This is a genomic window from Pseudescherichia vulneris NBRC 102420, from assembly GCF_000759795.1.
Taxonomy (GTDB): domain Bacteria; phylum Pseudomonadota; class Gammaproteobacteria; order Enterobacterales; family Enterobacteriaceae; genus Pseudescherichia; species Pseudescherichia vulneris.
On record NZ_BBMZ01000040.1, the window covers coordinates 1 to 25,197 of the forward strand.

Consider the following 25,197-nt stretch of genomic DNA (forward strand, 5'->3'; position numbering starts at 1 on the left):
GGATTTTTTCTCTTCAACCGGACCGGCTGTTTCCGTGAAGTGATTCACGTTTGCCGTTTCGATGGAGGCGCATTATAGGGATCCCATTTTTTTGCACAAGCCTTTTTTGGATCTTTTTTACCGACCGTCTGTTTTTCACGCTTTCTGCTGAGATCCTATGCGATCTGCTTAAATTTTGGCGGGTAAAGGGCTTGCGCCGGGCCTCTAAAGCTACCAAAGTCATCTCTATAACTTCTGTTTTGACGAGGTAACTATGTCTGCTGCTCTACGTTCTTATAAAGATCTCTACCCTAAAATAGGTCAACGCGTGATGGTTGATGCCACCAGCGTCGTGATCGGCGATGTCAGAGTAGCCGATGACGTCGGCATCTGGCCGCTGGTTGCGATCCGCGGCGATGTGAATTACGTGCAGATCGGTGCTCGTAGCAATATTCAGGATGGCAGCGTGCTGCACGTGACCCATAAATCGTCCTATAACCCGGAAGGGAATCCGCTCATTATTGGTGAAGACGTGACGGTAGGGCATAAAGTGATGCTGCACGGCTGCACGGTGGGTAACAGAGTGCTGGTCGGTATGGGATCTATTTTGCTGGATGGCGTGGTGGTAGAGGATGACGTCATGATTGGCGCCGGTAGCCTGGTACCGCAAAATAAGCGGCTGGTGAGCGGCTTTCTCTATTTAGGCAGTCCGGTTAAACAGATCCGCCCCCTGACGGAGGCGGAGATCGAGGGGCTGAAGTACTCTGCCAATAACTATGTGAAGTGGAAAGACGACTATCTGGATCAGGCTCAGGAGAGCCACACCCAGCCCTGATCGTCCTCCTTCTGCTGTTGGATCAGCTGCTCGGCCTCTTCTTCCAGATCCCAGCGATGCGCCTGAAAAAGCGCCAGCCACTGGGCTGGCGTCTCGCCGCCGAACCGGTTTGCCAGCGTTTCGGCTTTAATCGCGCAGCTAAGCTGCATGCCGTTAACCAGCGCCGGGAAGCAGACAGCCTGCAGTTCGTCATGCCACGCTTCCCGATCGGGAAAGTGAATCGCCTGGTTCACCCGGCCAGCTCTTGCTTGAGGCGCTCAATCACCGGCGCGGTTTCCGGCAGTACGCCATGCCAAAGCAGTACCGCATGAGCGGCCTGTGCCACCAGCATACCCAACCCATCCGCACGCTGTTTTGCACCATGCTGTTCACACCAGCGGAGAAACGGCGTCTCCCCCTTCTGGTAGAACATGTCATAGCAGTGGCTATGGCTATCTATCAGGGAGTCAGGGATCTGCGGCGTTTCCCCGCTGATACCGCTGGACGTGGCATTGATAATAAGATCAAACTCGTGCCCGGCCAGATCCTTCATCGCTACGGCGCTAACGCTGCCGGTATGGGCGAACAGCGTCGCCAGCTCTTCGGCACGGGCGAACGTCCGGTTGGTTATGGTCACCGCGCAGTCGAGGGAGAGTAGTGGCAGCAGTACGCCTCGTGACGCACCACCCGCACCAATCAGCAGAATGCGAAAGCCTGGTTTAATAAAGCCTAGCCGCTGCAGATCGCTAAGCAGGCCAATGCCGTCAGTGTTATCTCCCAGCAGACGGCCATCATCAAGACGCTTGAGCGTATTAACCGCGCCGGCCAGCGCTGCGCGCTCCGTCAGCTCATCCGCCCGGGCAAAGGCTTCTTCTTTAAAGGGGACGGTGACGTTCGCTCCCTTCCCACCCGCACCAAAAAAGGCATTTAGCGTCGCAATAAAATCATCAACGGGAGCCAGAACGCGCCCGTAAGGGTGAGCAATCTGAAGCTGCTGAGCAAACTGCTGATGAATAAACGGCGATTTACTGTGTGCAATGGGATTACCAAAAACGGCATAGGTTTCCATAGATCACCCCTGGCGAAAACGTTCGCCGGTCAATGCGTCACGAATTTCAGACGGATTTTCACGCCCGCCTGTTTCACCTTCTACAACCGGGAACGCATCGCCAAACTGCGCACGCACCTCCTCGCTTGTCCGGCACGGCGGCAGCCCGGTGAGATTAGCGCTGGTAGAGACCAGCGGTTTGCCGTAGGTCTTACACAGCTCCACCACCAGCGGATGATCGGTAACCCGTACGGCCAGGGAGTCGAAGCGCCCGGTCAGCCAGCGCGGCGTTGTCGGTTTTGCCGGGAACACGAAGGTCACCGGCCCAGGCCAGCAGGCAAATACCGCTTCTCGCTGGGCATCATTCAACGCCTGCTCATCTATATAAGGTTTCAGCTGCTCAAAGCTGGCAGCGATAAGGATCAATCCCTTCTCTACCGGACGCTGTTTTAGTACCAAAAGGCGGTTAACCGCCGTTTCACTGTCGGGGTCGCAGCCGACGCCAAAAACGGCTTCGGTTGGATAGGCGATGACGTCTTCTCTATTCAGTACCGCTACCGCATCCGCGATAGCGCCTGAGGGCAGGTTATTATTCACTGTTCTTTTCCGCCGTGACCGGCTTTCCACATTGTTTACTGGCACAGAAGCATTTAACGCCCTGCGCGGTTTTCTTCTCTATCAGTAGCGGGTAGTGACACGTCGGGCACTCGCCTGCTACCGGTTTAAAATTGATAACGAACTGGCACTCCGGATAGCGATCGCAGGAGTGGAAGGTTTTGCCATAGCGTGAACGTCGCTGGACGAGGGTGCCCTGCTTACACTGTGGACAGGTAATAGCGGTGTCGTCGGGTTTATCGATTGTTTCCGTATGCGCGCACTCCGGGTATTGGCTACAGCCAATAAACATACCGAAGCGCCCCTGGCGAAGCACCAGCACAGACTGGCAAAGTGGGCACAGCTGCCCCTCCAGAACCTTGACGATATGTCCGTCGGCCTGGCTTTTCAGGGAGCGGACATAGTCACATTCAGGATAGTGAGAACAACCGAGAAACGGCCCGCGTTTCCCGGTCCGAATAACAAGCGGAGCCCCACACTGCGGGCAGGGCTCTTGATTAGACACCGAAAACAGTGCTGATTTGGCCATAACAACTCTTGATGCTGCGACGATAGTTAGTGCAGCATACCTTCATTCACTTCAAAGAGTAATTCTTCCATCTGCTGATAGGCATTTTCACACCCTGGGATATTGAAGAGCACCATCAGGATGACCCACTTGAGGTCTTCCAGCTCGAACTCTGCCGTATCCAGCGCCAGCACGCGCTCAATCACCATTTCTCGTGTTTCGAGGTTTAGCACCTGAATCTGCTCGAGGAATAACAGGAAACCCCGGCAGCTGGCATCCAGCCGTTCACACTCTTCTGCAGTATAAATACGCAGGGAGAGAGGGTCTGAGGCAAGCTGCATCGGTTCGGCGAGGCCTTCCTGATAGTCAGCAAGCTTCTCCAGCCACAGTAGCGCGTTGTAGATATCCTCACGGTCAAAACCGGCGTCAGTGAGGTCCCGTTCAAGTTTGTCCTGATCCACACGCAGTTCTGCTTCATTGTGGATATAAGTCTCAAACAAATACATTAGTACGTCGAACATGGCTTGCCCTCCTTAATCGGACATAGCCGCCGGGTACAGCTGCGATCCATCCTGCTAACTCCAGTTCGAGTAGCTGGGCCACAATCACTGGCACAGGTTGGCCGGCACGTTCAGCGACGACGTCAACAGGTGTTACCTCATCTCCTACGTTAGCCAGGAGCTCAGGAAATGGCAATGCCGCCGCTTGGTGTTCTGACGAATAAATTGGTTTTTCGCGTGCATTTTGTAGCCAGCGTAAACCAGGGGCTAGATTTTCGAGGATCTCCTCCGGGGTGGTGACCAGCGTCGCACCCTGCTGGATCAGCCAGTGAGGGCCTTCGCTACCGGGGCTACCCAACGCGCCGGGCAGCGCAAAGACGTCCCGCCCCTGATCCATTGCGCAGCGGGCGGTCACCAGGGAGCCGCTACGCAAAGCAGCTTCCACCACCAGCACGCCCTGGCTAAGGCCACTAATAATGCGGTTACGCCGGGGAAAGTTACCCGGTCTGGGCAGCGCTGCCAGCGGAAACTCTGATACCAGCGCGCCACCGGCATCAATAAGCTGCGCCGCCAGGGTAGCATGTCGGTGGGGATAGACCTGTTGCAGACCGTTACCCAGCACCGCAAGGCTCTTGCCGCTGCCGCGCAGCGCGCTCCGATGGGCAATCCCGTCAATGCCTAACGCCAGCCCGCTGGTAATCGTTAAGCCATATGCCGCGAGGTGTTCGCAAAAGTGGCGTCCCCAGCGCTCGCCATACCATGAGTTTGCTCGGCTACCCACTACGGCCAGCTGCGGGGTGGTGAGCAGGTTGACATCCCCCTTCACAAACAGCGCCCCGGGAAAATCGGCAATGGCGCGCAGCGCTGGCGGGTAATCCGCATCGCTCGCCAGCAGCAGGTGATGCCCTGGCAGCGCCAGCCACGCAAGCGCGCTGTCGACATCACGGGTAGAGACAGCGAAAAATCGCGCGCTCTGTTTTGCCGTCAGCCCCGCAAGCGAAAGCGTTTTTGCGTCGGGATGGGGGTGAGATGCTAAAAATTGTGCGACCTCCAGCATCCGTTCGCCGTAGAGCTCGCCGAGGTGGATCAGGCGTAGCCAAATCTCTGTCAAAGTCATCCTTGTCCCTTGCCACACGGGGCGGTTGCAATCTTTGCGATTGGTCACTGATGCTGTCAATCGGAGGGGGATTTGTCTAGAATAGAGGTAACGATCTTTTCAACTCCTGAACACAACTCCTGGGTATTTATGTCAGTTTTGCACGTGTTACATATTCCGGACGAGCGGCTTCGCAAAGTCGCTGCGCCGGTAAAAGAAGTGAATGCAGAAATTCAGCGCATCGTTGATGATATGTTTGAAACGATGTACGCCGAAGAGGGTATTGGCCTTGCCGCCACGCAGGTAGATATCCACCAGCGTATTATTGTTATCGACGTCTCTGAAAACCGCGACGAGCAGCTGGTGCTCATTAACCCAGAACTGCTGGAAAAGAGCGGTGAGACCGGTATTGAAGAGGGTTGTCTGTCAATCCCTGAGCAGCGCGCGCTGGTTCCACGGGCGGAAAAAGTAAAAATTCGCGCCCTCGATCGCGAAGGTAAATCCTTTGAGCTGGAAGCCGATGGCCTGCTGGCTATCTGCATTCAGCATGAAATGGATCACCTGGTCGGCAAACTGTTTATCGACTACCTGTCGCCGATGAAGCGTCAGCGCATTCGCCAGAAAGTGGAAAAACTGGACCGCCTGAACGGGCGTGCATAACCGAAGCCAAAAGGATCAACGTGTCGGATTCACTACGTATTATTTTTGCCGGTACGCCTGACTTTGCCGCGCGTCATCTCGACGCGCTGCTGTCATCCGGACACCAGGTGGTTGGCGTCTTTACCCAGCCAGACAGGCCCGCCGGGCGCGGTAAAAAACTGATGCCGGGTCCGGTAAAGGTGTTGGCTGAAGCGAAAGGCCTACCTGTCTTTCAGCCAGCATCTTTGCGCCCGCAGGAGAACCAGCAGCTGGTTGCCGATCTCAACGCTGACGTCATGGTCGTCGTTGCCTATGGCTTAATCCTGCCGAAGGCGGTACTGGATATGCCGCGCCTCGGCTGCATTAACGTTCACGGTTCTCTGCTGCCGCGCTGGCGTGGGGCGGCTCCCATTCAGCGTTCGCTGTGGGCGGGAGATGCCGAAACGGGCGTTACCATTATGCAGATGGACGTGGGGCTGGACACCGGTGATATGCTCTACAAGCTTGCCTGTCCAATTACCGCCGACGATACCAGCGCCTCGCTCTACGATAAGCTCGCCGAGCTTGGCCCGCAGGGGTTAATCGAAACCCTGGCCCAGCTGGCTCAGGGCACTGCCCAGCCACAGGTACAGGATGAGGCGCTCGTCACCCATGCTGAAAAGCTCAGCAAAGAGGAAGCGCGCATCGACTGGTCGCTCTCTGCGGCGCAGCTTGAACGCTGCATCCGGGCCTTTAATCCATGGCCGATGAGCTGGCTGGAGATCGACGAGCAGCCGGTGAAAGTCTGGAAGGCGTCGGTGATTAACCAGCAGACCCGCGCCGAGCCTGGCACGATTGTTGATGCCAATAAACAGGGTATTCAGGTTGCGACCGCTGACGGCATTCTGAATCTGGAGTCGCTGCAGCCAGCAGGTAAAAAAGCGATGAGCGCGCAGGATCTTCTGAACTCCCGTCGCGAATGGTTTATTCCCGGCCACCGTCTGGCCTGACGGCCCCTACCTTTAACGCCCGGTGTTGCCGGGCATTTTTATTTTTGCGGTTATGAAAAAAACAATCAATTTACGCAGCATGGCAGCGCAGGCCATCGAACAGGTTGTTGAGCAGGGGCAGTCGCTAAGTAACGTCCTCCCTGCCCTGCAACAGAAAGTCTCGGATAAAGATAAAGCCCTGCTCCAGGAGTTGTGCTTCGGCGTGCTGCGCACGCTCTCCCAAATGGAATGGCTCATCAATAAATTGATGTCCCGTCCGATGACCGGCAAGCAGCGCACCCTTCACTATCTGATCATGGTTGGATTTTATCAGCTGCTCTATACCCGTGTTCCGCCGCACGCTGCATTAGCCGAAACGGTAGAGGGGGCGGTAGCGATTAAACGTCCGCAGCTCAAAGGCCTGATCAACGGCGTGCTGCGCCAGTTCCAGCGTCAGCAGGAGCCGCTGCTGGCAGAGTTTGCCACCAGCGAAAGCCGTTTTTTACACCCTGGCTGGCTGCTTACGCGCCTGCAAAAAGCCTACCCGCAGCAGTGGGAGAGTATCGTTGAGGCTAACAACCTGCGTCCGCCGATGTGGCTACGCGTGAACCGCAACCACCATTCCCGCGATGCCTGGCTAGCGCTGCTGGAGGCCTCCGGTCAGCAGGGTTTTCCGCATAGCGACTATCCCGATGCCGTGCGTCTCGCCTCCCCTGCCCCTGTGCAGGCCCTGCCCGGCTTCGATCAGGGCTGGGTGACGGTACAGGACGCCTCGGCCCAGGGCTGCATGAATTTTCTGCAGCCGCAAAACGGCGAGCAGATCCTCGATCTCTGCGCCGCGCCGGGGGGTAAAACAACCCATATCCTGGAAGTGGCGCCTGAAGCCAACGTGCTGGCGGTTGATGTTGACGAGCAGCGCCTCTCCCGCGTCTACGATAACCTGAAGCGTCTGGGGATGAAGGCGCAGGTTAAGCAGGGCGACGGTCGTTTCCCTGCCCAGTGGTGCGGTGACCAGCAGTTCGATCGTATTCTCCTTGATGCCCCCTGCTCAGCGACCGGGGTGATCCGCCGCCATCCGGATATCAAGTGGTTGCGCCGGGATCGTGATATCCCGGAGCTGGTCCAGCTGCAGTCCGCTATTCTGGATGCCATCTGGTCGCACCTGAAACCGGGCGGTACCCTGGTGTATGCCACCTGCTCCGTTCTCCCGGAGGAGAACAGCCTGCAGATTGCCGAGTTCCTCAAGCGTACGCCGGATGCGCAGCTGAGCGGTACGGGTACGCCAGCGCAGCCGGGGCAGCAAAATCTTCCCGGCGCGGAAGAAGGTGACGGCTTCTATTACGCTAAGCTAATCAAACAGTGATTGAGATGACGGGTCGCAGCTGATGAAGATAATCATTCTGGGTGCAGGACAGGTTGGCGGCACGCTGGCCGAAAACCTGGTCGGTGAAAACAATGACATTACCGTTGTTGATATCAATGGCGATCGCCTGCACATGTTGCAGGATAAATTTGACCTGCGAGTTGTTCAGGGTCACGGTTCGCACCCTCGCGTTTTGCGCGAGGCGGGCGCTGACGATGCGGATATGCTCGTTGCCGTCACCAGCTCCGATGAAACCAATATGGTGGCCTGCCAGGTCGCCTACTCGCTGTTTAATACGCCGAACCGCATCGCACGTATTCGCGCGCCTGACTACGTGCGCGATGCAGATAAGCTATTTAATACCGATGCCGTCCCTATCGATCATCTGATCGCGCCCGAACAGCTGGTCATCGATAGCATCTATCGCCTGATTGAGTACCCTGGCGCATTGCAGGTCGTTAACTTTGCCGAAGGTAAAGTGAGCCTGGCGGTGGTGAAAGCCTACTACGGCGGTCCGCTGGTGGGTAACGCCCTTTCGATTATGCGCGAGCATATGCCACATATCGACACTCGGGTTGCGGCTATCTTCCGTCACGACAGGCCGATCCGCCCGCAGGGATCGACCATTGTTGAAGCTGGCGATGAGGTGTTTTTCATCGCCGCATCACAGCATATTCGTGCAGTCATGAGCGAACTCCAGCGTCTGGAAAAACCCTACAAGCGCATCATGCTGGTGGGCGGGGGCAACATTGGCGCAGGGCTGGCAAGCCAGCTGGAGAAAGACTATAGCGTTAAGTTGATCGAGCGCGATCAGCGCCGGGCGGCGGATCTCGCCGAGAAGCTGCAAAACACGATCGTCTTCTACGGGGATGCGTCGGATCAGGAGCTGCTGGCGGAAGAGCATATCGATCAGGTAGATCTTTTCATTGCCGTCACCAACGACGATGAAGCCAACATTATGTCCGCCATGCTGGCCAAGCGTATGGGGGCGAAAAAAGTGATGGTGCTGATCCAGCGCCGCGCCTATGTTGACCTCGTGCAGGGGAGCGTCATTGATATCGCCATCTCACCACAGGAGGCGACGATCTCTGCATTGCTGAGCCACGTGCGTAAGGCAGATATCGTGGGCGTCTCCTCTCTACGCCGGGGCGTTGCCGAGGCGATTGAGGCCGTGGCGCACGGTGATGAGAGCACCTCCCGCGTCGTAGGTCGGGTGATTGATGAGATCAAGCTGCCGCCGGGCACGATCATCGGGGCGGTTGTGCGTGGTAACGACGTCATGATTGCTAACGATAATTTACGTATTGAGCAGGGCGATCACGTCATTATGTTCCTGACGGATAAAAAGTTTATTACCGATGTAGAACGGCTGTTCCAACCCAGCCCGTTCTTCCTGTAATAGCCCAGGAAATGGAAATTAAAGAGACCTTTGTTAGACTTAGTGGGTCTTTGGCATAAGGAGAATCAAATGAGTTTGTTAAAAGAGTTTCGCGCTTTCGCCATGCGCGGCAACGTTATCGATCTGGCCGTCGGGGTCATCATTGGTGCGGCGTTCGGTAAAATTGTCTCGTCGCTGGTTGCCGATATCATTATGCCTCCCCTCGGCCTGCTGATCGGCGGCGTCGATTTTAAACAGTTCGCGTGGACGCTGCGTCCTGCGCAGGGTGATCTTCCACCGGTTATCATGCACTACGGCGTATTTATTCAGAACATTTTCGATTTTCTGATCGTGGCATTTGCGATCTTTATGGCGATTAAGCTGATTAACCGGCTTCATCAGAAGAAAGTAGAAGAACCTAAAGCGCCACCGGCCCCCTCTAAAGAGGAGTTGCTGCTGACCGAGATCCGCGATCTGCTTAAAGAGCAGAACGGCCGTCCTTAACAGAAAGTCAGCGGCAAAGGTGAATAACGCTTTTGCCGCTGGCCTTTTACAGTATTAACACCCTTTCTTACCTGCACTCTTTATTCCGCCCTGCTCCAGCGCTTCCAAAATCGAACAGTAAACGCTGCTATGAGCCGTGCCGCAGCAGGCGTCATTAAGTCGCTGAAGGGAGCGGCGCATCACCTGCAACTCTTCAATCCGGGCTTCAACCTCGCTTAGGCGAGACTGAACAATGCTTTTTGACTCCTGACAGGTATGGTGCTCGGGATCGATACGGATCGACAGCAGCTCGCGGATCGATTCCAGGGTAAACCCTAGCTGCCGTGCATGACGAATAAACTTCAGCCGCTGAAGATCGCCGTCGGTATAGAGACGGAAACCGCCCTGGGTTCGCACCTCATGATCCATCATCTGCTGCTTTTCATAATAGCGAACGGTGTCAGGCGTTACCTCTGCGAGCTTTGCCAGCTCTCCAATTCGATACATCGTTACTCCTCGCCCATTTTTTTCATCAGCTTGTCGGCATACTCACCGCGCAAAAAGTCGGTGTTTAAGCCAGCCTGACGCAGTTGTAGTTCAAGCAGGGCTAATCTACGGCTGAGCTCGTGATAGTCAGGATGATCCCGCTGTACCGTTTTTAACAAATCGGCCAGCGCCATGGCCTCTTTACGCTGGGCCAGCTCCGGGGGCAAACAGCCGGCATTCTTCAGAAGCCGGTAAGCCGCCCGCAGTTCAGGAGGGACATGCGCGTCATCATCAAGTCGCAGCGGCTCACCGCTACCGGGAAGATTATCAAATTCACCTTGTTGCTGGGCATCACGAATATGGCGCTCTGCCCACTGATCGAGTAACCACATAGTCGACTCCGGGGAATGAACGTAGGTTCAGGGGTATTTTAGCAGGACGAGGAGGGAGGGATGAGAGAAATAAAAAAACCCGCCGAAGCGGGTCTTTTTATGTTGCTACAGATTACTCTGCAGCAGCTTCTGCTTGCGATTCAGAACGATCAACCAGCTCGATGTAAGCCATCGGAGCGTTGTCGCCTGCACGGAAGCCACACTTCAGAATGCGAGTGTAACCACCGGCACGGCTCGCGAAACGCGGGCCCAGTTCGTTAAACAGTTTTGCCACGATCTCGTTATCACGAGTACGGGCGAATGCCAGACGACGATTAGCTACGCTATCAGTCTTGGCAAGAGTAATCAGCGGCTCAACTACGCGGCGCAGCTCTTTCGCTTTAGGCAGGGTCGTCTTGATGATCTCATGACGAACCAGTGAACCTGCCATATTGCGGAACATAGCCTGGCGATGGCTGCTGTTGCGGTTCAGTTGACGACCACTCTTACGATGGCGCATGACCTTATCCTTCTCAGTAAAACCTTAACCTGTGATCCGGTTACTCGTCAGCAATGCTTGCCGGCGGCCAGTTTTCCAGGCGCATGCCCAGAGACAGACCACGTGAGGCCAGCACGTCTTTAATCTCGGTAAGAGATTTTTTACCCAGGTTAGGCGTTTTAAGTAGCTCAACCTCGGTACGCTGTACCAGATCACCGATATAGTGGATAGCTTCTGCTTTAAGGCAGTTAGCAGAGCGGACAGTCAATTCCAGATCGTCAACAGGGCGCAGCAGGATCGGATCGAATTCTGGTTTCTCTTCTTTCACTTCCGGCTGACGTACATCACGTAAGTCAACGAAAGCTTCCAGTTGTTCTGCCAGGATGGTTGCCGCACGACGAATCGCCTCTTCAGGATCGATTGTGCCGTTGGTTTCCATTTCGATGACCAGCTTGTCCAGGTCGGTACGCTGCTCTACACGCGCTGCTTCAACATTGTAGGCAATACGCTCTACAGGGCTATAGCATGCGTCAACCAGCAGACGGCCAATTGGGCGCTCATCTTCTTCCGAATGAATTCGGGCAGAAGCCGGCACATAACCACGACCGCGCTGAACTTTGATACGCATGCTAATAGATGCGTTCTCATCGGTCAGGTGGCAGATCACGTGCTGCGGCTTGACGATTTCGACATCACCGTCGTGGGTGATGTCGGCTGCAGTCACAGGGCCAATGCCAGATTTATTCAGGGTAAGAATAACATCATCTTTACCTTGAACTCTCACCGCCAGCCCTTTCAGGTTGAGCAGGATCTCCAGGATATCTTCCTGAACGCCTTCTTTGGTGCTGTACTCATGTAGTACACCATCAATCTCAACCTCGGTCACCGCACAACCCGGCATCGATGAGAGCAGAATACGGCGCAGTGCGTTACCCAGAGTATGGCCAAAGCCACGCTCTAAAGGCTCAAGGGTCACCTTGGCGTGCGTCGAACTCACTTGCTCGATATCTACCAGGCGCGGTTTTAGAAACTCTGTCACAGAACCCTGCATTGTGTCCTCTCTTTGGTACTAAGCTTTACTTGGAGTAAAGCTCGACGATCAGGTGTTCGTTAATGTCCGCAGACAGATCAGAACGCTCAGGCTTGCGCTTGTACGTACCTTCCATCTTGCCAGCATCAACTTCCAGCCAGGTTGGCTTTTCACGCTGCTCAGCCAACTCCAGAGCGGCCTTCACGCGAGATTGCTTTTTGGCTTTCTCACGGATGCTAACTACGTCATTCGGAGTTACCTGATAAGAAGCGATGTTAACAACGCGGCCGTTTACCATGATTGCTTTATGGCTAACGAGCTGACGTGCTTCCGCGCGAGTTGCGCCAAAGCCCATACGGTATACTACGTTGTCCAGACGACCTTCGAGCAGAGCCAGCAGGTTTTCACCCGTGTTGCCTTTCAGACGAGCTGCTTCTTTATAGTAGTTACGGAACTGACGCTCCAGAACACCGTACATACGGCGAACTTTCTGCTTTTCACGCAACTGTACACCATAGTCAGACAGACGCGGTTTACGCGCACCGTGCTGGCCAGGAGCTTGTTCAATTTTACACTTGGTATCGATCGCGCGAACGCCGGACTTAAGGAATAAGTCGGTGCCCTCACGACGGCTCAGCTTGAGCTTAGGACCCAAATATCTTGCCATTTTCTTTCTCCAACAAACCTGGAAACGACAGCGTTATACGCGGCGTTTTTTCGGCGGACGACAACCGTTATGAGGGATCGGAGTCACATCAGTAATATTAGTGATGCGGAAACCAGCGGCGTTCAGAGCACGAATAGTAGATTCGCGGCCTGGACCCGGACCTTTAACCATAACTTCCAGATTCTTGATACCGTATTCTTTTACGGCGTCAGCGCAACGCTCTGCTGCAACCTGAGCTGCGAACGGAGTAGATTTGCGAGAACCACGGAAACCGGAACCACCGGCTGTTGCCCAACCCAGCGCATTACCCTGACGATCGGTAATAGTTACGATGGTGTTGTTAAAAGAAGCATGGACATGAGCCACGCCGTCAGAGACTTGTTTTCTTACACGCTTACGTGCACGAACTGGTGCCTTTGCCATTTTATTCAATCACCCCGATTATTTCTTGATCGGTTTGCGCGGACCCTTACGGGTACGTGCGTTGGTCTTAGTACGCTGACCGCGCACTGGCAGACCACGACGATGACGCAAACCGCGATAGCAACCAAGATCCATAAGGCGCTTGATGCTCATGCTAACTTCACGGCGCAGATCACCTTCAACGACAAATTTGGCAACTTCGTCACGCAGCGTGTCGATTTGTTCTTCAGACAGCTCACTGATCTTAACATCTTCAGCGATACCCGCAGAAGCCAGAATGGCTTTAGAACGGGTCTTGCCGACACCGTAGATCGACGTTAATGCGATTACGGCGTGTTTCTGATCAGGAATGTTAATGCCTGCTATACGGGCCACTATGCACTCCTACTATTTAATATGTACGCCCCATGCTGAAAAGCCCGTTTTCAGGATACTCAAATGGAAACGTACAGACATACAAAAGATTGGCTGGCTAATCTAGCCAGCTCAACCCAACTTTGCAAGAAAAATATGCGAAATAATCAGCCTTGGCGCTGTTTATGCTTCGGCTCGGCACTGCAAATCACACGGATGACGCCATCACGCTTAACGATTTTGCAGTTACGGCATAATTTCTTGACGGAAGCACGAACTTTCATTTTTACTCTCCGTAACTTCTCGAGCGACCTTTAGCGGCTATAGCCTTTCAGGTTCGCCTTCTTCAATGCAGACTCATACTGACTCGACATCATCAGAGTTTGCACTTGAGCCATAAAGTCCATAATCACGACAACAACGATGAGCAGTGAGGTTCCACCGAAGTAGAACGGTACTTTCATTGCATCACGCATGAACTCCGGGATCAGGCAGATAAAGGTAATGTAGAGCGCACCGACCAGAGTCAGGCGGGTCATTACTTTATCGATGTACTTCGCCGTTTGTTCTCCCGGACGAATTCCTGGTACAAATGCACCGGACTTCTTCAGGTTATCTGCTGTTTCACGCGGATTGAAAACCAACGCCGTGTAGAAGAAACAGAAGAAGATGATTGCAGTCGCATAGAGTAACACATAAAGCGGTTGCCCAGGCTGCAAATACAGCGAAATTGTTGTCAGCCAGTTCCAACCAGTACCATTCCCGAACCATGACGCGATGGTCGCTGGGAACAGAATAATACTGGAAGCGAAGATTGCCGGGATTACCCCCGCCATATTCACTTTCAGCGGTAAATGTGTGCTCTGTGCAGCATAGACACGACGACCCTGCTGGCGTTTCGCGTAGTTTACCACAATGCGGCGTTGACCACGTTCAACAAACACAACAAAGAACGTCACTGCAAATACTAATACTGCAACCAACAGCAACAGGAGGAAGTGCAGGTCGCCTTGACGCGCTTGCTCGATCGTATGGGCAATGGCTGGCGGGAGTCCCGCAACGATACCAGCGAAGATAATGATCGAGATACCGTTGCCGATACCACGTTCAGTAATCTGTTCGCCGAGCCACATCAGGAACATTGTTCCTGTGACCAGACTTACAACAGCGGTGAAATAGAATGCAAAGCCTGGATTCATTACCAGGCCCTGCATACCAGGCATATTCGGTAGACCGGTAGCAATACCGATCGACTGGAATATTGCCAGCACCAGAGTGCCGTAACGGGTGTACTGGCTGATCTTACGACGACCAGACTCCCCTTCTTTCTTCAGCTCTGCCAGCGGTGGGTAAACCACCGTCAGCAGCTGGACAATAATAGAGGCCGAAATATACGGCATAATGCCCAGCGCAAAGATTGAAGCTCGGCTGAGAGCACCACCAGAGAACATGTTAAACATCTCAATGATGGTGCCTCGCTGTTGCTCAAGCAGTTTGGCAAGTACAGCGGCATCAATACCAGGGATCGGAATAAAAGAGCCAATACGGAACACAATCAGCGCACCGATTACAAACAGCAGTCTGCGTTTCAGCTCGCCTAAGCCACCTTTGGCACTTTGAAAATCTAATCCCGGTTGTTTAGCCATCTGCTACTTATTCCTCGATTTTACCGCCAGCAGCTTCGATAGCAGCACGAGCGCCTTTAGTAACACGCAGGCCACGAACAGTTACCGGAGTAGAAACTTCACCAGACAGGATCACTTTCGCGAACTCGATCTGGATACCGATAATGTTTGCCGCTTTCAGCGTGTTCAGGTCAACTACGTCGCCTTCTACTTTAGCCAGATCGGACAGACGAACTTCTGCCGTGATCATTGCTTTACGCGAAGTGAAACCGAATTTCGGCAGACGACGGTACAGAGGCATCTGACCACCCTCGAAACCGCGACGTACGCCACCGCCAGAACGAGAGTTCTGACCTTTGTGACCACGACCACCGGTTTTACCGAGGCCAGAACCGATACCACGACCCAGGCGTTTACCCGCCTTTTTAGAGCCTTCGGCCGGAGACAGAGTATTTAAACGCATCTCTTACTCCTCAACTTTAACCATGAAGGAAATCGCGTTAACCATACCACGAACAGCGGGAGTATCCTCGCGTTCTACGGTGTGACCAATACGACGCAGACCCAGGCCAAGCAGCGTTGCCTTGTGTTTCGGCAGACGACCGATTGCACTGCGGGTTTGAGTAACTTTAATAGTCTTTGCCATGGCTTATTTCCCCAGAATTTCTTCAACGGATTTACCACGCTTGGCAGCGACCATTTCTGGAGAATTCATATTTTCCAGGCCGTCGATAGTTGCACGAACCACGTTGATCGGGTTGGTGGAACCATAGGCTTTAGCCAGAACGTTATGAACCCCAGCGACTTCCAGAACGGCGCGCATTGCACCACCGGCGATGATACCGGTACCTTCTGAAGCCGGCTGCATGAATACACGAGAACCCGTGTGCACACCTTTAACCGGGTGCTGCAGGGTGCCGTGGTTCAGCGCGACGTTAATCATGTTGCGACGGGCTTTTTCCATCGCTTTCTGGATCGCTGCTGGAACTTCACGCGCTTTACCGTAACCAAAACCAACGCGACCGTTACCATCGCCTACTACAGTCAGAGCTGTGAAGGAGAAAATACGACCACCTTTTACGGTTTTAGATACGCGGTTAACCGCGATCAGCTTTTCCTGCAGTTCGCCAGCTTGTTTTTCGATGTGAGACATCTTACACCTCTACCTTAGAACTGAAGGCCAGCTTCACGGGCAGCATCTGCCAGTGCCTGGACACGACCATGATATTGGAACCCGGAACGGTCAAAAGAAACATCTTTGATGCCTTTTTCCAGAGCGCGTTCTGCAACAGCTTTACCCACAGCTGCAGCGGCGTCTTTGTTTCCGGTGAACTTCAGTTGTTCAGCGATAGCTTTTTCTACAGTAGAAGCAGCTACCAGAACTTCAGAACCATTCGGAGCAATTACCTGTGCGTAAATATGACGCGGGGTACGATGTACCACCAGGCGAGTTGCACCCAGCTCCTGGAGCTTGCGGCGTGCGCGGGTCGCACGACGGATACGAGCAGATTTCTTATCCATAGTGTTACCTTACTTCTTCTTAGCCTCTTTGGTACGCACGACTTCGTCGGCGTAACGAACACCCTTGCCTTTATAAGGCTCAGGACGACGGTAGGCGCGCAGATCTGCTGCAACCTGACCGATCATCTGCTTATCAGCGCCTTTCAGCACGATTTCAGTTTGAGTCGGACATTCTGCGGTGATCCCCGCTGGCAGCTGATGCTCAACAGGATGCGAGAAACCCAGAGACAGGTTTACTGCATTCCCTTTGACTGCTGCACGATAACCTACACCAACCAGCTGCAGCTTCTTAGTGAAGCCTTCGGTAACACCGATAACCATTGAATTCAGCAGGGCACGCGCGGTACCAGCCTGAGCCCAACCATCTACGTAACCATCACGCGGACCGAAGGTCAGTGCATTATCTGCATGATTCACTTCAACAGCATCGTTGAGAGTACGAGTCAGCTCGCCGTTTTTACCTTTGATCGTAATAACCTGACCGTTGATTTTTACATCAACGCCGGCAGGAACAACGACCGGTGCTTTAGCAACACGAGACATTTTTTCCTCCGATTAGGCTACGTAGCAGATAATTTCGCCACCAAGACCAGCTTGGCGCGCTGCACGATCAGTCATAACACCTTTAGAGGTAGAAACAACTGCGATACCCAGACCCGCCATAACTTTCGGCAGCTCATCTTTTTTCTTATAGATGCGCAGACCTGGGCGGCTGACACGCTGAATGCTTTCTACAACAGCTTTGCCCTGGAAGTACTTAAGCGTCACTTCCAGTTCAGGCTTGGTGTCGCCTTCAACTTTAAATTCTTCAATAAAACCTTCTTCCTTCAGCACGTTGGCAATTGCCACTTTCAGCTTGGAGGAAGGCATGGTGACCGCAGCTTTGTTCGCGGCCTGACCGTTACGGATACGGGTCAGCATATCCGCGATCGGATCTTGCATGCTCATCTGTCTTTACTCCCGTGATTCAATTGGTGACAATTACCAGCTAGCCTTTTTAAGACCCGGGATTTCACCGCGCATAGCGGCTTCACGGACCTTAATACGGCTCAACCCGAACTTCCGCAGGAAAGCGTGCGGACGACCAGTTTGACGGCAGCGGTTACGCTGACGAGACGGGCTGGAATCACGCGGCAGAGTCTGCAGCTTCAGAACTGCATTCCAACGATCTTCGTCGGAAGCGTTCACATCAGAGATGATAGCTTTCAGTTCAGCGCGTTTAGCGAAGAATTTATCAGCTAAAGCTACGCGCTTTACTTCGCGTGCTTTCATTGATTGCTTAGCCATTAAGTAACCCTACCTTACTTGCGGAACGGGAAGTCAAAGGCAGCCAGCAGAGCACGGCCTTCTTCATCAGAATTCGCGGTAGTGGTAATGGTAATATCCAAACCACGTACACGATCGACTTTGTCGTAATCGATTTCTGGGAAGATGATCTGCTCACGGACACCCATGCTGTAGTTACCACGACCATCGAATGACTTAGCGGACAGGCCACGGAAGTCACGGATACGCGGTACAGCAATAGTGATCAGGCGCTCAAAGAACTCCCACATGCGTTCGCCACGCAGAGTTACTTTACAGCCGATCGGATAGCCCTGACGGATTTTGAAGCCTGCAACAGATTTGCGTGCTTTGGTGACAAACGGTTTTTGACCGGAGATTGCTGCCAGGTCAGCTACTGCGTTATCCAGCAGCTTCTTGTCAGCGATCGCTTCACCAACACCCATGTTCAGGGTGATCTTCTCGACCCGAGGGACTTGCATGACAGAATTGTAGCTAAACTCAGTCATGAGTTTGTTAACTACTTCGTCTTTGTAGTAATCATGCAGTTTCGCCATCGTACTACTCCAAATTACTTGATAGTTTCGCTGTTAGACTTGAAGAAACGGACTTTTTTGCCGTCTTCGAATCTAAAGCCTACACGGTCAGCCTTGCCGGTTGCCGCATTGAAGATTGCAACGTTAGAGATCTGAATAGCTGCTTCTTTCTCAACGATGCCACCTGGCTGGTTCAGAGCCGGAACCGGCTTCTGGTGTTTCTTGACCAGGTTGATACCTTCAACGACGATTTTGCCGGAAGACAGAACATTTTTTACTTTACCGCGCTTACCTTTATCTTTACCGGTTAACACGATAACTTCGTCATCACGACGGATTTTAGCTGCCATGATTCGCTCCTTAGAGTACTTCTGGTGCCAGAGAGATAATTTTCATGAACTTTTCATTACGAAGTTCACGAGTTACCGGCCCAAAAATACGCGTACCGATAGGCTGCTCACTGTTATTGTTTAAAATAACGCATGCATTACCATCGAAGCGAATGACAGAACCGTCCGGGCGACGAACACCCTTCTTGGTGCGCACCACTACCGCCTTCAGCACATCACCTTTTTTGACCTTACCACGCGGAATTGCTTCCTTGATGGTGATCTTGATGATGTCGCCTACGCCTGCGTAGCGACGGTGCGAGCCACCCAGAACCTTGATACACATTACGCGACGTGCACCGGAGTTGTCGGCGACGTTCAGCATAGTCTGTTCTTGGATCATTTCAGTGCTCCGCTAATGTCAACTACTACTTTGGGACCCAAAATCTCGGGTCATTAAAAAGCCCCATATCGAGGGCGCGGCATTATAACACCGCTTTCTGCGTATGGGTAGAAAAAATAAACGGTCCATTGCTGGACCGTCTATCTTGAGAGAGCGTACTGTATTACAGAACGGCTTTCTCTACAACGCGAACCAGCGTCCAGGACTTAGTCTTGGACAGTGGACGGCATTCACGGATTTCAACCTTGTCGCCGATACCACATTCGTTGTTCTCGTCATGTACGTGCAGCTTGGTCGTACGCTTGATGAATTTACCGTAGATCGGGTGTTTCACAAAACGTTCGATAGCAACAACCATGGATTTCTCCATTTTATCGCTAACGACGCGACCTTGCAGAGTACGGATTTTATCGGTCATTACGCACCCGCCTTCTCAGTCAGTAAAGTCTTAACGCGTGCGACGTCACGACGCACTTGCTTCAACAGGTGAGACTGTTGCAGCTGGCCACTTGCTGCCTGCATACGCAGGTTGAACTGCTCACGCAGCAGGTTCAGCAGCTCGGTGTTCAGCTCTTCAACACTCTTCTCACGCAGCTCTTTTGCTTTCATTACATCACCGTCTTAGTTACAAAGGTGGTTTTAATCGGCAGTTTCGCTGCTGCCAGGCTGAATGCTTCACGGGCCAGCTCTTCAGGAACACCGTCCATTTCATACAGGACTTTACCTGGCTGAATCAAGGCAACCCAATACTCCACGTTACCTTTACCTTTACCCATACGAACTTCCAGCGGCTTCTCAGTGATCGGTTTGTCCGGGAATACACGGATCCAGATCTTACCTTGACGCTTAACTGCACGGGTCATTGCACGACGTGCTGCTTCGATCTGACGGGCAGTCAGACGACCACGGCCAACAGCTTTCAGACCGAAAGTGCCGAAGCTAACATCCGTACCCTGCGCCAGACCACGGTTGCGGCCTTTGTGCACTTTACGGAATTTTGTACGCTTTGGTTGTAACATAGCGACGCTCCTTATTTACGGCCTTTACGCTGCTGCTTTTTAGGTTGAGCAGCCGGTTCCGGTTGTTCAACAGCAGCCATACCACCCAGGATCTCACCTTTGAAGATCCATACCTTAACGCCGATTACACCATAGGTGGTGTGCGCTTCAGAGGTGTTGTAGTCGATGTCCGCACGCAGTGTGTGCAGCGGAACGCGACCTTCGCGGTACCATTCGGTACGTGCGATTTCCGCGCCGCCCAGACGGCCGCTAACTTCAACTTTGATACCTTTAGCGCCCAGACGCATTGCGTTCTGTACAGCACGCTTCATTGCACGGCGGAACATCACACGACGCTCCAGCTGTGAAGTGATGCTGTCAGCAACCAGTTTTGCGTCCAGTTCAGGCTTACGCACTTCGGCGATGTTGATCTGTGCAGGAACGCCAGCGATATCCGCTACGACCTTGCGCAGTTTTTCTACGTCTTCGCCTTTCTTACCGATAACGATACCCGGGCGAGCGGTGTGAATGGTCACACGGATGCTCTTAGCCGGACGCTCGATAACGATACGAGATACAGACGCTTTAGCCAGTTCCTTAGTCAGGTACTGACGTACTTTAAAATCGCTGTCCAGGTTGTCAGCGAATTCTTTGGTGTTCGCAAACCAGGTTGAGTTCCATGGTTTTACAATACCCAGGCGAATACCATTAGGATGTACTTTCTGACCCATTGCTAGTCTCCAGAGTCTCAGCGATCGGACACAACCACAGTGATGTGGCTGGTGCGCTTCAGGATGCGATCTGCACGACCTTTCGCACGCGGCATAATGCGCTTCATGCTCGGGCCTTCGTCTACGAAAATTTTCGCAACTTTCAGATCGTCAATGTCAGCGCCATCGTTGTGTTCAGCGTTAGCAATGGCAGATTCCAGTACCTTCTTAACCAATACCGCAGCTTTCTTGTTGGTATAGGTCAGGATGTCCAGGGCCTGCGACACTTTCTTACCGCGAATCAGGTCAGCAACAAGGCGAACCTTCTGAGCAGAAGAACGAGCATGGCGATGTTGAGCTAAAGTTTCCATCTCTTCCTCCTACCTTATTTCTTCTTCGCTTTTTTATCAGCAGCGTGGCCGCGATAAGTACGAGTCGGTGCGAATTCACCCAGTTTGTGACCAACCATTTCGTCGGAAACAAAGACTGGAACGTGCTGACGACCATTATGGACAGCGATGGTCAAACCGATCATGTTAGGAAAGATCGTTGAACGACGGGACCAAGTGCGCAGGGGCTTCTTGTCTCCGCTTTCCACCGCTTTCTCTACCTTCTTCAGCAAGTGCAGGTCAATAAAAGGACCTTTCTTGAGAGAACGTGGCATGGCTTATCCTCTAAAATTATTTGCTACGGCGACGTACGATAAATTTATCAGTACGCTTGTTGCTGCGGGTCTTCTTACCTTTGGTCTGAACGCCCCACGGAGTTACCGGGTGCTTACCAAAGTTACGACCTTCACCACCACCATGTGGGTGGTCGACTGGGTTCATCGCAGTACCGCGAACGGTAGGACGAACACCACGCCAGCGTGCAGCACCTGCTTTACCCAGAACGCGCAGCATATGCTCAGCATTGCCAACTTCGCCCAGGGTAGCGCGGCAGTCTGCTTCGACTTTACGCATTTCACCAGAACGCAGACGCAGGGTGACATAAGCACCGTCGCGCGCAACGATCTGAACGTAAGTACCAGCAGAACGCGCCAGCTGACCGCCTTTACCTGGTTTCATTTCTACGTTATGAACGGTAGAACCAACCGGGATGTTGCGCATCGGCAGGGTGTTACCCGCTTTGATTGCAGCATCAACGCCAGACTGAATCTGGTCGCCAGCTTTCAGGCCTTTAGGGGCCAGGATGTAACGGCGTTCGCCATCTTTGTACAGAACCAGCGCGATGTTCGCGGAGCGGTTCGGATCGTACTCAAGACGTTCAACAGTCGCTGGGATACCGTCTTTGTTGCGTTTGAAGTCAACAATACGATAAGCCTGCTTATGGCCGCCACCGATGTGACGAGTGGTGATACGACCATTGTTGTTACGACCACCGGATTTGCTGTTTTTTTCAACCAGCGGAGCAAAAGGTTTGCCCTTATGCAGCTCAGGGTTAACCACTTTAACAACGTGGCGACGACCCGGAGATGTCGGTTTACACTTAACAACTGCCATTGTATTACTCCTCCGACTTACTCAGCGCCGCCAACGAAGTCCAGGTTCTGGCCTTCTTTCAGGGTGACGTAAGCTTTTTTCCAGTCGCTACGACGACCGATACGCTGTCCGTGACGTTTAACTTTCCCTTTAACAACCAGGGTGTTAACGACTTCGACTTCGACTTCAAACAGTTTCTGCACAGCAGCTTTGATCTCTGCTTTAGTCGCGTCTTTAGCAACTTTGAGCACGATGGTATTGGTTTTTTCCATCGCGGTAGACGCTTTTTCAGAAACGTGCGGCGCACGAAGCACCTTCAGCAGACGTTCTTCACGAATCATGCCAGCATCTCCTCAACTTGCTTAACAGCCTCAGCAGTCATTACGACTTTGTCGAAGGCGATCAGGCTAACCGGGTCGATACCTGCTGCGTCACGTACGTCAACCTTGTGCAGGTTACGTGCGGCCAGGAACAGGTTCTCGTCCAGCTCACCGGTGATGATCAGCACATCTTCCAGAGCCATGTCTTTCAGTTTCTGAGCCAGAAGCTTGGTTTTCGGCGCTTCCAGAGAGAACTGCTCGACAACGATCAGACGATCCTGACGTACCAGCTCGGACAGAATGCTTTTCAGCGCGCCGCGGTACATCTTTTTGTTAACTTTTTGACTGTGGTCCTGCGGACGCGCAGCGAAGGTCACGCCACCTGAACGCCAGATCGGGCTCTTAACAGAACCTGAACGCGCACGGCCGGTACCTTTCTGACGCCACGGCTTTTTGCCGGAACCAGTTACTTCAGCACGAGTCTTCTGAGCACGAGTACCCTGACGAGCACCAGCTGCATAAGCAACAACAACCTGGTGAACCAGCGCTTCGTTGAAATCACGACCGAAGGTAGTTTCGGAAACAGTCAGCGCGCTTTGCGCGTCTTTCAATACTAATTCCATTGCTATCCCCTTACGCCTTCACAGCTGGTTTAACGATCAGGTCGCAACCGGTCGCACCCGGAACACCACCTTTAACCAGCAGCAGGTTGCGCTCAGCGTCAACACGTACTACGTCCAGGCTCTGAACAGTTACACGTTCGTTACCCAGCTGACCTGCCATCTTCTTGCCTTTGAACACTTTGCCCGGAGTCTGGTTCTGACCGATAGAACCCGGAACGCGGTGAGACAAGGAGTTACCGTGAGTCGCGTCCTGGGTACGGAAGTTCCAGCGCTTAACGGTACCGGCGAAACCTTTACCTTTAGAGGTACCGGTTACGTCAACTTTTTTAACGTCAGCAAACAGCTCAACGCTAATGTCCTGACCTACGGTGTATTCTTCGCCTTCAGCAAGACGGAATTCCCACAGACCACGGCCAGCTTCAACGCCAGCTTTAGCAAAGTGACCTGCTTCAGGCTTGGTTACACGGTTAGCTTTTTTAGCACCGGTAGTGACCTGAACGGCACGGTAGCCGTCGTTAGCCAGATCTTTGATCTGAGTAACGCGGTTTGCTTCAACTTCGATTACGGTTACTGGGATAGAAACGCCATCTTCAGTGAAGATGCGGGTCATACCCACTTTTTTACCGACTAAACCAATCATTGTATCAACCTCTCAATCGCTCGATGACCTGATTAACCCAGGCTGATCTGCACGTCTACACCGGCAGCCAGGTCCAGACGCATCAGAGCATCAACGGTTTTCTCGGTTGGCTCAACGATGTCAACCAGACGCTTGTGAGTGCGAATTTCGTACTGATCGCGCGCGTCTTTGTTAACGTGCGGAGAGATCAGAACGGTAAAGCGCTCTTTGCGGGTCGGCAGCGGGATCGGACCACGAACCTGCGCACCAGTGCGCTTGGCAGTCTCGACGATTTCCGCGGTTGATTGATCGATCAGACGATGATCAAACGCTTTAAGACGGATACGGATTCTTTGGTTCTGCATGAGACCAGAGCTCCAATTATTTATAGACGAAATAGTTACTCCTCAAACCCATTACGATTGATGGGAGAGTGTAACCGTTCTTACAGAGTTCCCCAATTGGGAACATTGTCTGGTATCGCTTACGCAGTACCGGTGGTTCATATCGAACCGCTGTCTATATTAGACAAGCCCGCGCATTATACGTAAAACTGGCGTTAACGCAAGGGTCGTGTAGAAAATAAGCACCAGATAGAAAAAAACCCGCCGCCGTTTGCCGGCCGCGGGTTCGATTATGCGGGAGTATGCGTTGTACGGTGCGGCTACTTCGCCTGCTCTCTGAGCTGCGACTGAAGGTAGTTCTGCAGACCAATTTTTGCTATCAGGTCTAGCTCGGTCTCCAGCCAGTCGATGTGCCCCTCTTCATCCGCGAGGATCTCTATCATCATATCGCGGCTGACGTAGTCGTGAACGCTATCGGCATAGGCGATAGCCTCACGCAGATCTTTAGCGCCCTCAAGTTCCAGGTTCAGGTCAGAGCGCAGCATCTCCTCTACGTCTTCACCGATCCCCAGTTTGCCGAGGTCCTGCAGGTTTGGAATACCTTCGAGAAAGAGAATACGCTCGATGTACTTATCGGCGTGCTTCATCTCATCTATGGATTCGTGATATTCGACGTCGTTGAGGCGGGTAAGGCCCCAGTTTTTGAACATACGGGCATGAAGAAAATACTGATTGATTGCGACAAGCTCATTTCCCAATAATTTATTGAGATAACTTATGATTCTGACATCACCTTTCATTATTAGTCCCTCCGCTTCCACTAAGTGAAGCGTAGATGGCGCTACCGGGATGTCAAAAAAAGATTTTCGCTTATGCGATCTCCTGGTATTCAGGAATTTGCATCAGCTCGTTCTGCATAATCTCGCGGGCCGCGCGAACGCACTTGCCGCACTGGTTCCCTACCGGGATAAACTTACGCAGCTGCTGAAAGGATTGGGGGCGGAACTGGCGCACGGCCTGGCGAATTGTTTTATCACTTACCCCATTACACAGACAGACGTACATAATCACTCCCGTTCAATTTATGCGCAGAGTGTAAATGAGAATAGTTATGATTACAATAGCAGAGAGCTGAAAGCAGAACGTAAAAAAGGACGCCGAAGCGTCCTTTTTTTATTCAGAG

At 52.9% G+C, this 25,197-nt stretch carries 44 protein-coding genes; 6 read left to right on the top strand and 38 right to left on the bottom strand.

Translation table 11 applies throughout. The features are described from left to right. Positions 1-253: 253 nt before the first annotated feature. Complete coding sequence (locus EV102420_RS20270; protein WP_042395969.1) at positions 254-814, top strand: gamma carbonic anhydrase family protein; 561 nt, start codon at positions 254-256, stop codon at positions 812-814. Here EV102420_RS20270 and EV102420_RS20275 read toward each other — a convergent pair. The 6 genes from EV102420_RS20275 to dprA are packed head-to-tail and all read right to left on the bottom strand — an operon-like array spanning position 790 to position 4,581. Then, positions 790-1,047 carry a DUF1488 family protein gene (locus tag EV102420_RS20275; RefSeq protein WP_042395971.1) on the bottom strand — a complete coding sequence of 86 codons (258 nt, stop codon included), beginning with the start codon at positions 1,045-1,047 and terminating at the stop codon, positions 790-792. The two genes, EV102420_RS20270 and EV102420_RS20275, sit on opposite strands and share 25 nt — an antisense overlap. Then, the gene (gene aroE / locus EV102420_RS20280) at positions 1,044-1,862 is read right to left on the bottom strand and encodes a shikimate dehydrogenase (RefSeq protein ID WP_042395974.1); all 819 of its coding nucleotides are present in this window, start codon (positions 1,860-1,862) and stop codon (positions 1,044-1,046) included. Before aroE ends, EV102420_RS20275 begins: the two co-directional genes overlap by 4 nt. Before the next feature lie 3 nt (positions 1,863-1,865). After that, positions 1,866-2,438, bottom strand: coding sequence for an L-threonylcarbamoyladenylate synthase type 1 TsaC (gene tsaC / locus EV102420_RS20285; RefSeq protein WP_042395978.1), 573 nt, complete (start codon positions 2,436-2,438; stop codon positions 1,866-1,868). Next, positions 2,431-2,985 (bottom strand): DNA topoisomerase family protein, encoded by a 555-nt coding sequence (locus EV102420_RS20290; RefSeq protein WP_042395980.1) that lies wholly within the window; start codon positions 2,983-2,985, stop codon positions 2,431-2,433. Before EV102420_RS20290 ends, tsaC begins: the two co-directional genes overlap by 8 nt. Positions 2,986-3,011: 26 nt before the next feature. Further along, complete coding sequence (gene smg, locus EV102420_RS20295) at positions 3,012-3,485, bottom strand: DUF494 family protein Smg (protein ID WP_042395982.1); 474 nt, start codon at positions 3,483-3,485, stop codon at positions 3,012-3,014. Next, positions 3,457-4,581, bottom strand: coding sequence for a DNA-protecting protein DprA (gene dprA, locus EV102420_RS20300; RefSeq protein ID WP_042395984.1), 1,125 nt, complete (start codon positions 4,579-4,581; stop codon positions 3,457-3,459). The genes smg and dprA overlap by 29 nt, the downstream gene beginning before the upstream one ends. A 129-nt stretch (positions 4,582-4,710) precedes the next feature. On the opposite strand from dprA, the gene def reads away from it, so the two are divergent. From def to mscL, 5 genes are all read left to right on the top strand, one after another. Beyond that, entirely contained in the window at positions 4,711-5,220 is a 510-nt protein-coding gene (gene def / locus EV102420_RS20305; RefSeq protein ID WP_042395985.1) for a peptide deformylase, read from the top strand. 20 nt (positions 5,221-5,240) lie between these two features. Beyond that, positions 5,241-6,188: a methionyl-tRNA formyltransferase gene (gene fmt, locus EV102420_RS20310; protein WP_042395986.1), complete on the top strand. Its 948-nt coding sequence runs from the start codon at positions 5,241-5,243 to the stop codon at positions 6,186-6,188. Positions 6,189-6,240: 52 nt separating this feature from the next. Beyond that, a complete protein-coding gene (rsmB, locus tag EV102420_RS20315; protein ID WP_042396054.1) occupies positions 6,241-7,530 on the top strand; it encodes a 16S rRNA (cytosine(967)-C(5))-methyltransferase RsmB in 1,290 nt (429 codons plus the stop codon). Between the two features lie 22 nt (positions 7,531-7,552). Further along, complete coding sequence (trkA, locus tag EV102420_RS20320; protein WP_042395987.1) at positions 7,553-8,929, top strand: Trk system potassium transporter TrkA; 1,377 nt, start codon at positions 7,553-7,555, stop codon at positions 8,927-8,929. A gap of 69 nt (positions 8,930-8,998) precedes the next feature. Then, positions 8,999-9,412, top strand: coding sequence for a large-conductance mechanosensitive channel protein MscL (mscL, locus tag EV102420_RS20325; protein WP_042395988.1), 414 nt, complete (start codon positions 8,999-9,001; stop codon positions 9,410-9,412). Positions 9,413-9,466: 54 nt separating this feature from the next. Here the strand turns inward: mscL and zntR are convergent, their stop codons facing one another. The 32 genes from zntR to bfd form a co-directional block, all read right to left on the bottom strand. Beyond that, positions 9,467-9,898, bottom strand: a complete 432-nt coding sequence (gene zntR, locus EV102420_RS20330) for a Zn(2+)-responsive transcriptional regulator (RefSeq protein ID WP_042395989.1) — start codon at positions 9,896-9,898, stop codon at positions 9,467-9,469. Positions 9,899-9,900: 2 nt separating this feature from the next. Further along, on the bottom strand, positions 9,901-10,269 hold the full coding sequence (locus EV102420_RS20335; protein WP_042395991.1) for a DnaJ family domain-containing protein: 369 nt from the start codon (positions 10,267-10,269) through the stop codon (positions 9,901-9,903). A gap of 112 nt (positions 10,270-10,381) precedes the next feature. Next, the gene (gene rplQ / locus EV102420_RS20340; protein WP_042395993.1) at positions 10,382-10,768 is read right to left on the bottom strand and encodes a 50S ribosomal protein L17; all 387 of its coding nucleotides are present in this window, start codon (positions 10,766-10,768) and stop codon (positions 10,382-10,384) included. 40 nt (positions 10,769-10,808) lie between these two features. Next, positions 10,809-11,798 (bottom strand): DNA-directed RNA polymerase subunit alpha, encoded by a 990-nt coding sequence (locus EV102420_RS20345; RefSeq protein WP_034461761.1) that lies wholly within the window; start codon positions 11,796-11,798, stop codon positions 10,809-10,811. A 25-nt stretch (positions 11,799-11,823) separates the two neighbouring features. Beyond that, the gene (gene rpsD / locus EV102420_RS20350; RefSeq protein WP_021265666.1) at positions 11,824-12,444 is read right to left on the bottom strand and encodes a 30S ribosomal protein S4; all 621 of its coding nucleotides are present in this window, start codon (positions 12,442-12,444) and stop codon (positions 11,824-11,826) included. 33 nt (positions 12,445-12,477) lie between these two features. Next, positions 12,478-12,867, bottom strand: a complete 390-nt coding sequence (gene rpsK, locus EV102420_RS20355) for a 30S ribosomal protein S11 (protein WP_034899652.1) — start codon at positions 12,865-12,867, stop codon at positions 12,478-12,480. 18 nt (positions 12,868-12,885) lie between these two features. Then, the gene (gene rpsM, locus EV102420_RS20360) at positions 12,886-13,242 is read right to left on the bottom strand and encodes a 30S ribosomal protein S13 (RefSeq protein WP_042396003.1); all 357 of its coding nucleotides are present in this window, start codon (positions 13,240-13,242) and stop codon (positions 12,886-12,888) included. A gap of 146 nt (positions 13,243-13,388) precedes the next feature. After that, positions 13,389-13,505 (bottom strand): 50S ribosomal protein L36, encoded by a 117-nt coding sequence (gene rpmJ / locus EV102420_RS21760; protein ID WP_000868187.1) that lies wholly within the window; start codon positions 13,503-13,505, stop codon positions 13,389-13,391. A gap of 30 nt (positions 13,506-13,535) precedes the next feature. Further along, positions 13,536-14,867 carry a preprotein translocase subunit SecY gene (gene secY / locus EV102420_RS20365; protein ID WP_042396006.1) on the bottom strand — a complete coding sequence of 444 codons (1,332 nt, stop codon included), beginning with the start codon at positions 14,865-14,867 and terminating at the stop codon, positions 13,536-13,538. A 7-nt stretch (positions 14,868-14,874) separates the two neighbouring features. Further along, complete coding sequence (gene rplO, locus EV102420_RS20370) at positions 14,875-15,309, bottom strand: 50S ribosomal protein L15 (protein WP_039076819.1); 435 nt, start codon at positions 15,307-15,309, stop codon at positions 14,875-14,877. A 3-nt stretch (positions 15,310-15,312) separates the two neighbouring features. After that, a complete protein-coding gene (rpmD, locus tag EV102420_RS21920) occupies positions 15,313-15,492 on the bottom strand; it encodes a 50S ribosomal protein L30 (protein WP_042396012.1) in 180 nt (59 codons plus the stop codon). A gap of 3 nt (positions 15,493-15,495) precedes the next feature. Then, positions 15,496-15,999 (bottom strand): 30S ribosomal protein S5, encoded by a 504-nt coding sequence (gene rpsE / locus EV102420_RS20380; protein ID WP_042396015.1) that lies wholly within the window; start codon positions 15,997-15,999, stop codon positions 15,496-15,498. 14 nt (positions 16,000-16,013) lie between these two features. Further along, positions 16,014-16,367 carry a 50S ribosomal protein L18 gene (gene rplR, locus EV102420_RS21925; protein WP_042396018.1) on the bottom strand — a complete coding sequence of 118 codons (354 nt, stop codon included), beginning with the start codon at positions 16,365-16,367 and terminating at the stop codon, positions 16,014-16,016. A 9-nt stretch (positions 16,368-16,376) separates the two neighbouring features. Continuing rightward, a complete protein-coding gene (gene rplF / locus EV102420_RS21930) occupies positions 16,377-16,910 on the bottom strand; it encodes a 50S ribosomal protein L6 (protein ID WP_042396022.1) in 534 nt (177 codons plus the stop codon). A 12-nt stretch (positions 16,911-16,922) separates the two neighbouring features. Continuing rightward, positions 16,923-17,315 (bottom strand): 30S ribosomal protein S8, encoded by a 393-nt coding sequence (rpsH, locus tag EV102420_RS21935; protein WP_042396027.1) that lies wholly within the window; start codon positions 17,313-17,315, stop codon positions 16,923-16,925. Positions 17,316-17,348: 33 nt separating this feature from the next. Then, complete coding sequence (rpsN, locus tag EV102420_RS21940) at positions 17,349-17,654, bottom strand: 30S ribosomal protein S14 (RefSeq protein WP_042396030.1); 306 nt, start codon at positions 17,652-17,654, stop codon at positions 17,349-17,351. A gap of 14 nt (positions 17,655-17,668) precedes the next feature. Then, positions 17,669-18,208: a 50S ribosomal protein L5 gene (rplE, locus tag EV102420_RS20405; RefSeq protein ID WP_042396032.1), complete on the bottom strand. Its 540-nt coding sequence runs from the start codon at positions 18,206-18,208 to the stop codon at positions 17,669-17,671. A gap of 14 nt (positions 18,209-18,222) precedes the next feature. Next, positions 18,223-18,537, bottom strand: a complete 315-nt coding sequence (gene rplX / locus EV102420_RS20410; protein WP_042396035.1) for a 50S ribosomal protein L24 — start codon at positions 18,535-18,537, stop codon at positions 18,223-18,225. 10 nt (positions 18,538-18,547) lie between these two features. After that, the gene (rplN, locus tag EV102420_RS20415) at positions 18,548-18,919 is read right to left on the bottom strand and encodes a 50S ribosomal protein L14 (protein WP_000613954.1); all 372 of its coding nucleotides are present in this window, start codon (positions 18,917-18,919) and stop codon (positions 18,548-18,550) included. A 163-nt stretch (positions 18,920-19,082) separates the two neighbouring features. Then, entirely contained in the window at positions 19,083-19,337 is a 255-nt protein-coding gene (rpsQ, locus tag EV102420_RS20420; protein WP_006178921.1) for a 30S ribosomal protein S17, read from the bottom strand. After that, positions 19,337-19,528 carry a 50S ribosomal protein L29 gene (gene rpmC, locus EV102420_RS20425; RefSeq protein ID WP_000644742.1) on the bottom strand — a complete coding sequence of 64 codons (192 nt, stop codon included), beginning with the start codon at positions 19,526-19,528 and terminating at the stop codon, positions 19,337-19,339. The genes rpsQ and rpmC overlap by 1 nt, the downstream gene beginning before the upstream one ends. Then, positions 19,528-19,938 carry a 50S ribosomal protein L16 gene (rplP, locus tag EV102420_RS20430; protein WP_004926449.1) on the bottom strand — a complete coding sequence of 137 codons (411 nt, stop codon included), beginning with the start codon at positions 19,936-19,938 and terminating at the stop codon, positions 19,528-19,530. The genes rpmC and rplP overlap by 1 nt, the downstream gene beginning before the upstream one ends. Positions 19,939-19,949: 11 nt before the next feature. Further along, positions 19,950-20,648, bottom strand: a complete 699-nt coding sequence (gene rpsC, locus EV102420_RS20435; RefSeq protein ID WP_006817277.1) for a 30S ribosomal protein S3 — start codon at positions 20,646-20,648, stop codon at positions 19,950-19,952. A 17-nt stretch (positions 20,649-20,665) separates the two neighbouring features. Beyond that, positions 20,666-20,998, bottom strand: coding sequence for a 50S ribosomal protein L22 (rplV, locus tag EV102420_RS20440; protein WP_002919773.1), 333 nt, complete (start codon positions 20,996-20,998; stop codon positions 20,666-20,668). 14 nt (positions 20,999-21,012) lie between these two features. Continuing rightward, positions 21,013-21,291 (bottom strand): 30S ribosomal protein S19, encoded by a 279-nt coding sequence (gene rpsS / locus EV102420_RS20445; protein ID WP_001138115.1) that lies wholly within the window; start codon positions 21,289-21,291, stop codon positions 21,013-21,015. Between the two features lie 16 nt (positions 21,292-21,307). After that, positions 21,308-22,129: a 50S ribosomal protein L2 gene (gene rplB / locus EV102420_RS20450; protein WP_021265682.1), complete on the bottom strand. Its 822-nt coding sequence runs from the start codon at positions 22,127-22,129 to the stop codon at positions 21,308-21,310. Positions 22,130-22,146: 17 nt separating this feature from the next. Beyond that, entirely contained in the window at positions 22,147-22,449 is a 303-nt protein-coding gene (rplW, locus tag EV102420_RS20455) for a 50S ribosomal protein L23 (RefSeq protein WP_000617546.1), read from the bottom strand. Beyond that, positions 22,446-23,051 (bottom strand): 50S ribosomal protein L4, encoded by a 606-nt coding sequence (gene rplD / locus EV102420_RS20460; protein ID WP_042396046.1) that lies wholly within the window; start codon positions 23,049-23,051, stop codon positions 22,446-22,448. Before rplD ends, rplW begins: the two co-directional genes overlap by 4 nt. Positions 23,052-23,061: 10 nt before the next feature. Continuing rightward, positions 23,062-23,691: a 50S ribosomal protein L3 gene (rplC, locus tag EV102420_RS20465; protein ID WP_042396049.1), complete on the bottom strand. Its 630-nt coding sequence runs from the start codon at positions 23,689-23,691 to the stop codon at positions 23,062-23,064. A 32-nt stretch (positions 23,692-23,723) separates the two neighbouring features. Further along, complete coding sequence (rpsJ, locus tag EV102420_RS20470; protein WP_001181005.1) at positions 23,724-24,035, bottom strand: 30S ribosomal protein S10; 312 nt, start codon at positions 24,033-24,035, stop codon at positions 23,724-23,726. Between the two features lie 299 nt (positions 24,036-24,334). Then, positions 24,335-24,814: a bacterioferritin gene (bfr, locus tag EV102420_RS20475; protein WP_021265641.1), complete on the bottom strand. Its 480-nt coding sequence runs from the start codon at positions 24,812-24,814 to the stop codon at positions 24,335-24,337. A 70-nt stretch (positions 24,815-24,884) separates the two neighbouring features. Beyond that, positions 24,885-25,079 (bottom strand): bacterioferritin-associated ferredoxin, encoded by a 195-nt coding sequence (bfd, locus tag EV102420_RS20480; protein WP_021265642.1) that lies wholly within the window; start codon positions 25,077-25,079, stop codon positions 24,885-24,887. Positions 25,080-25,197: the final 118 nt, after the last annotated feature.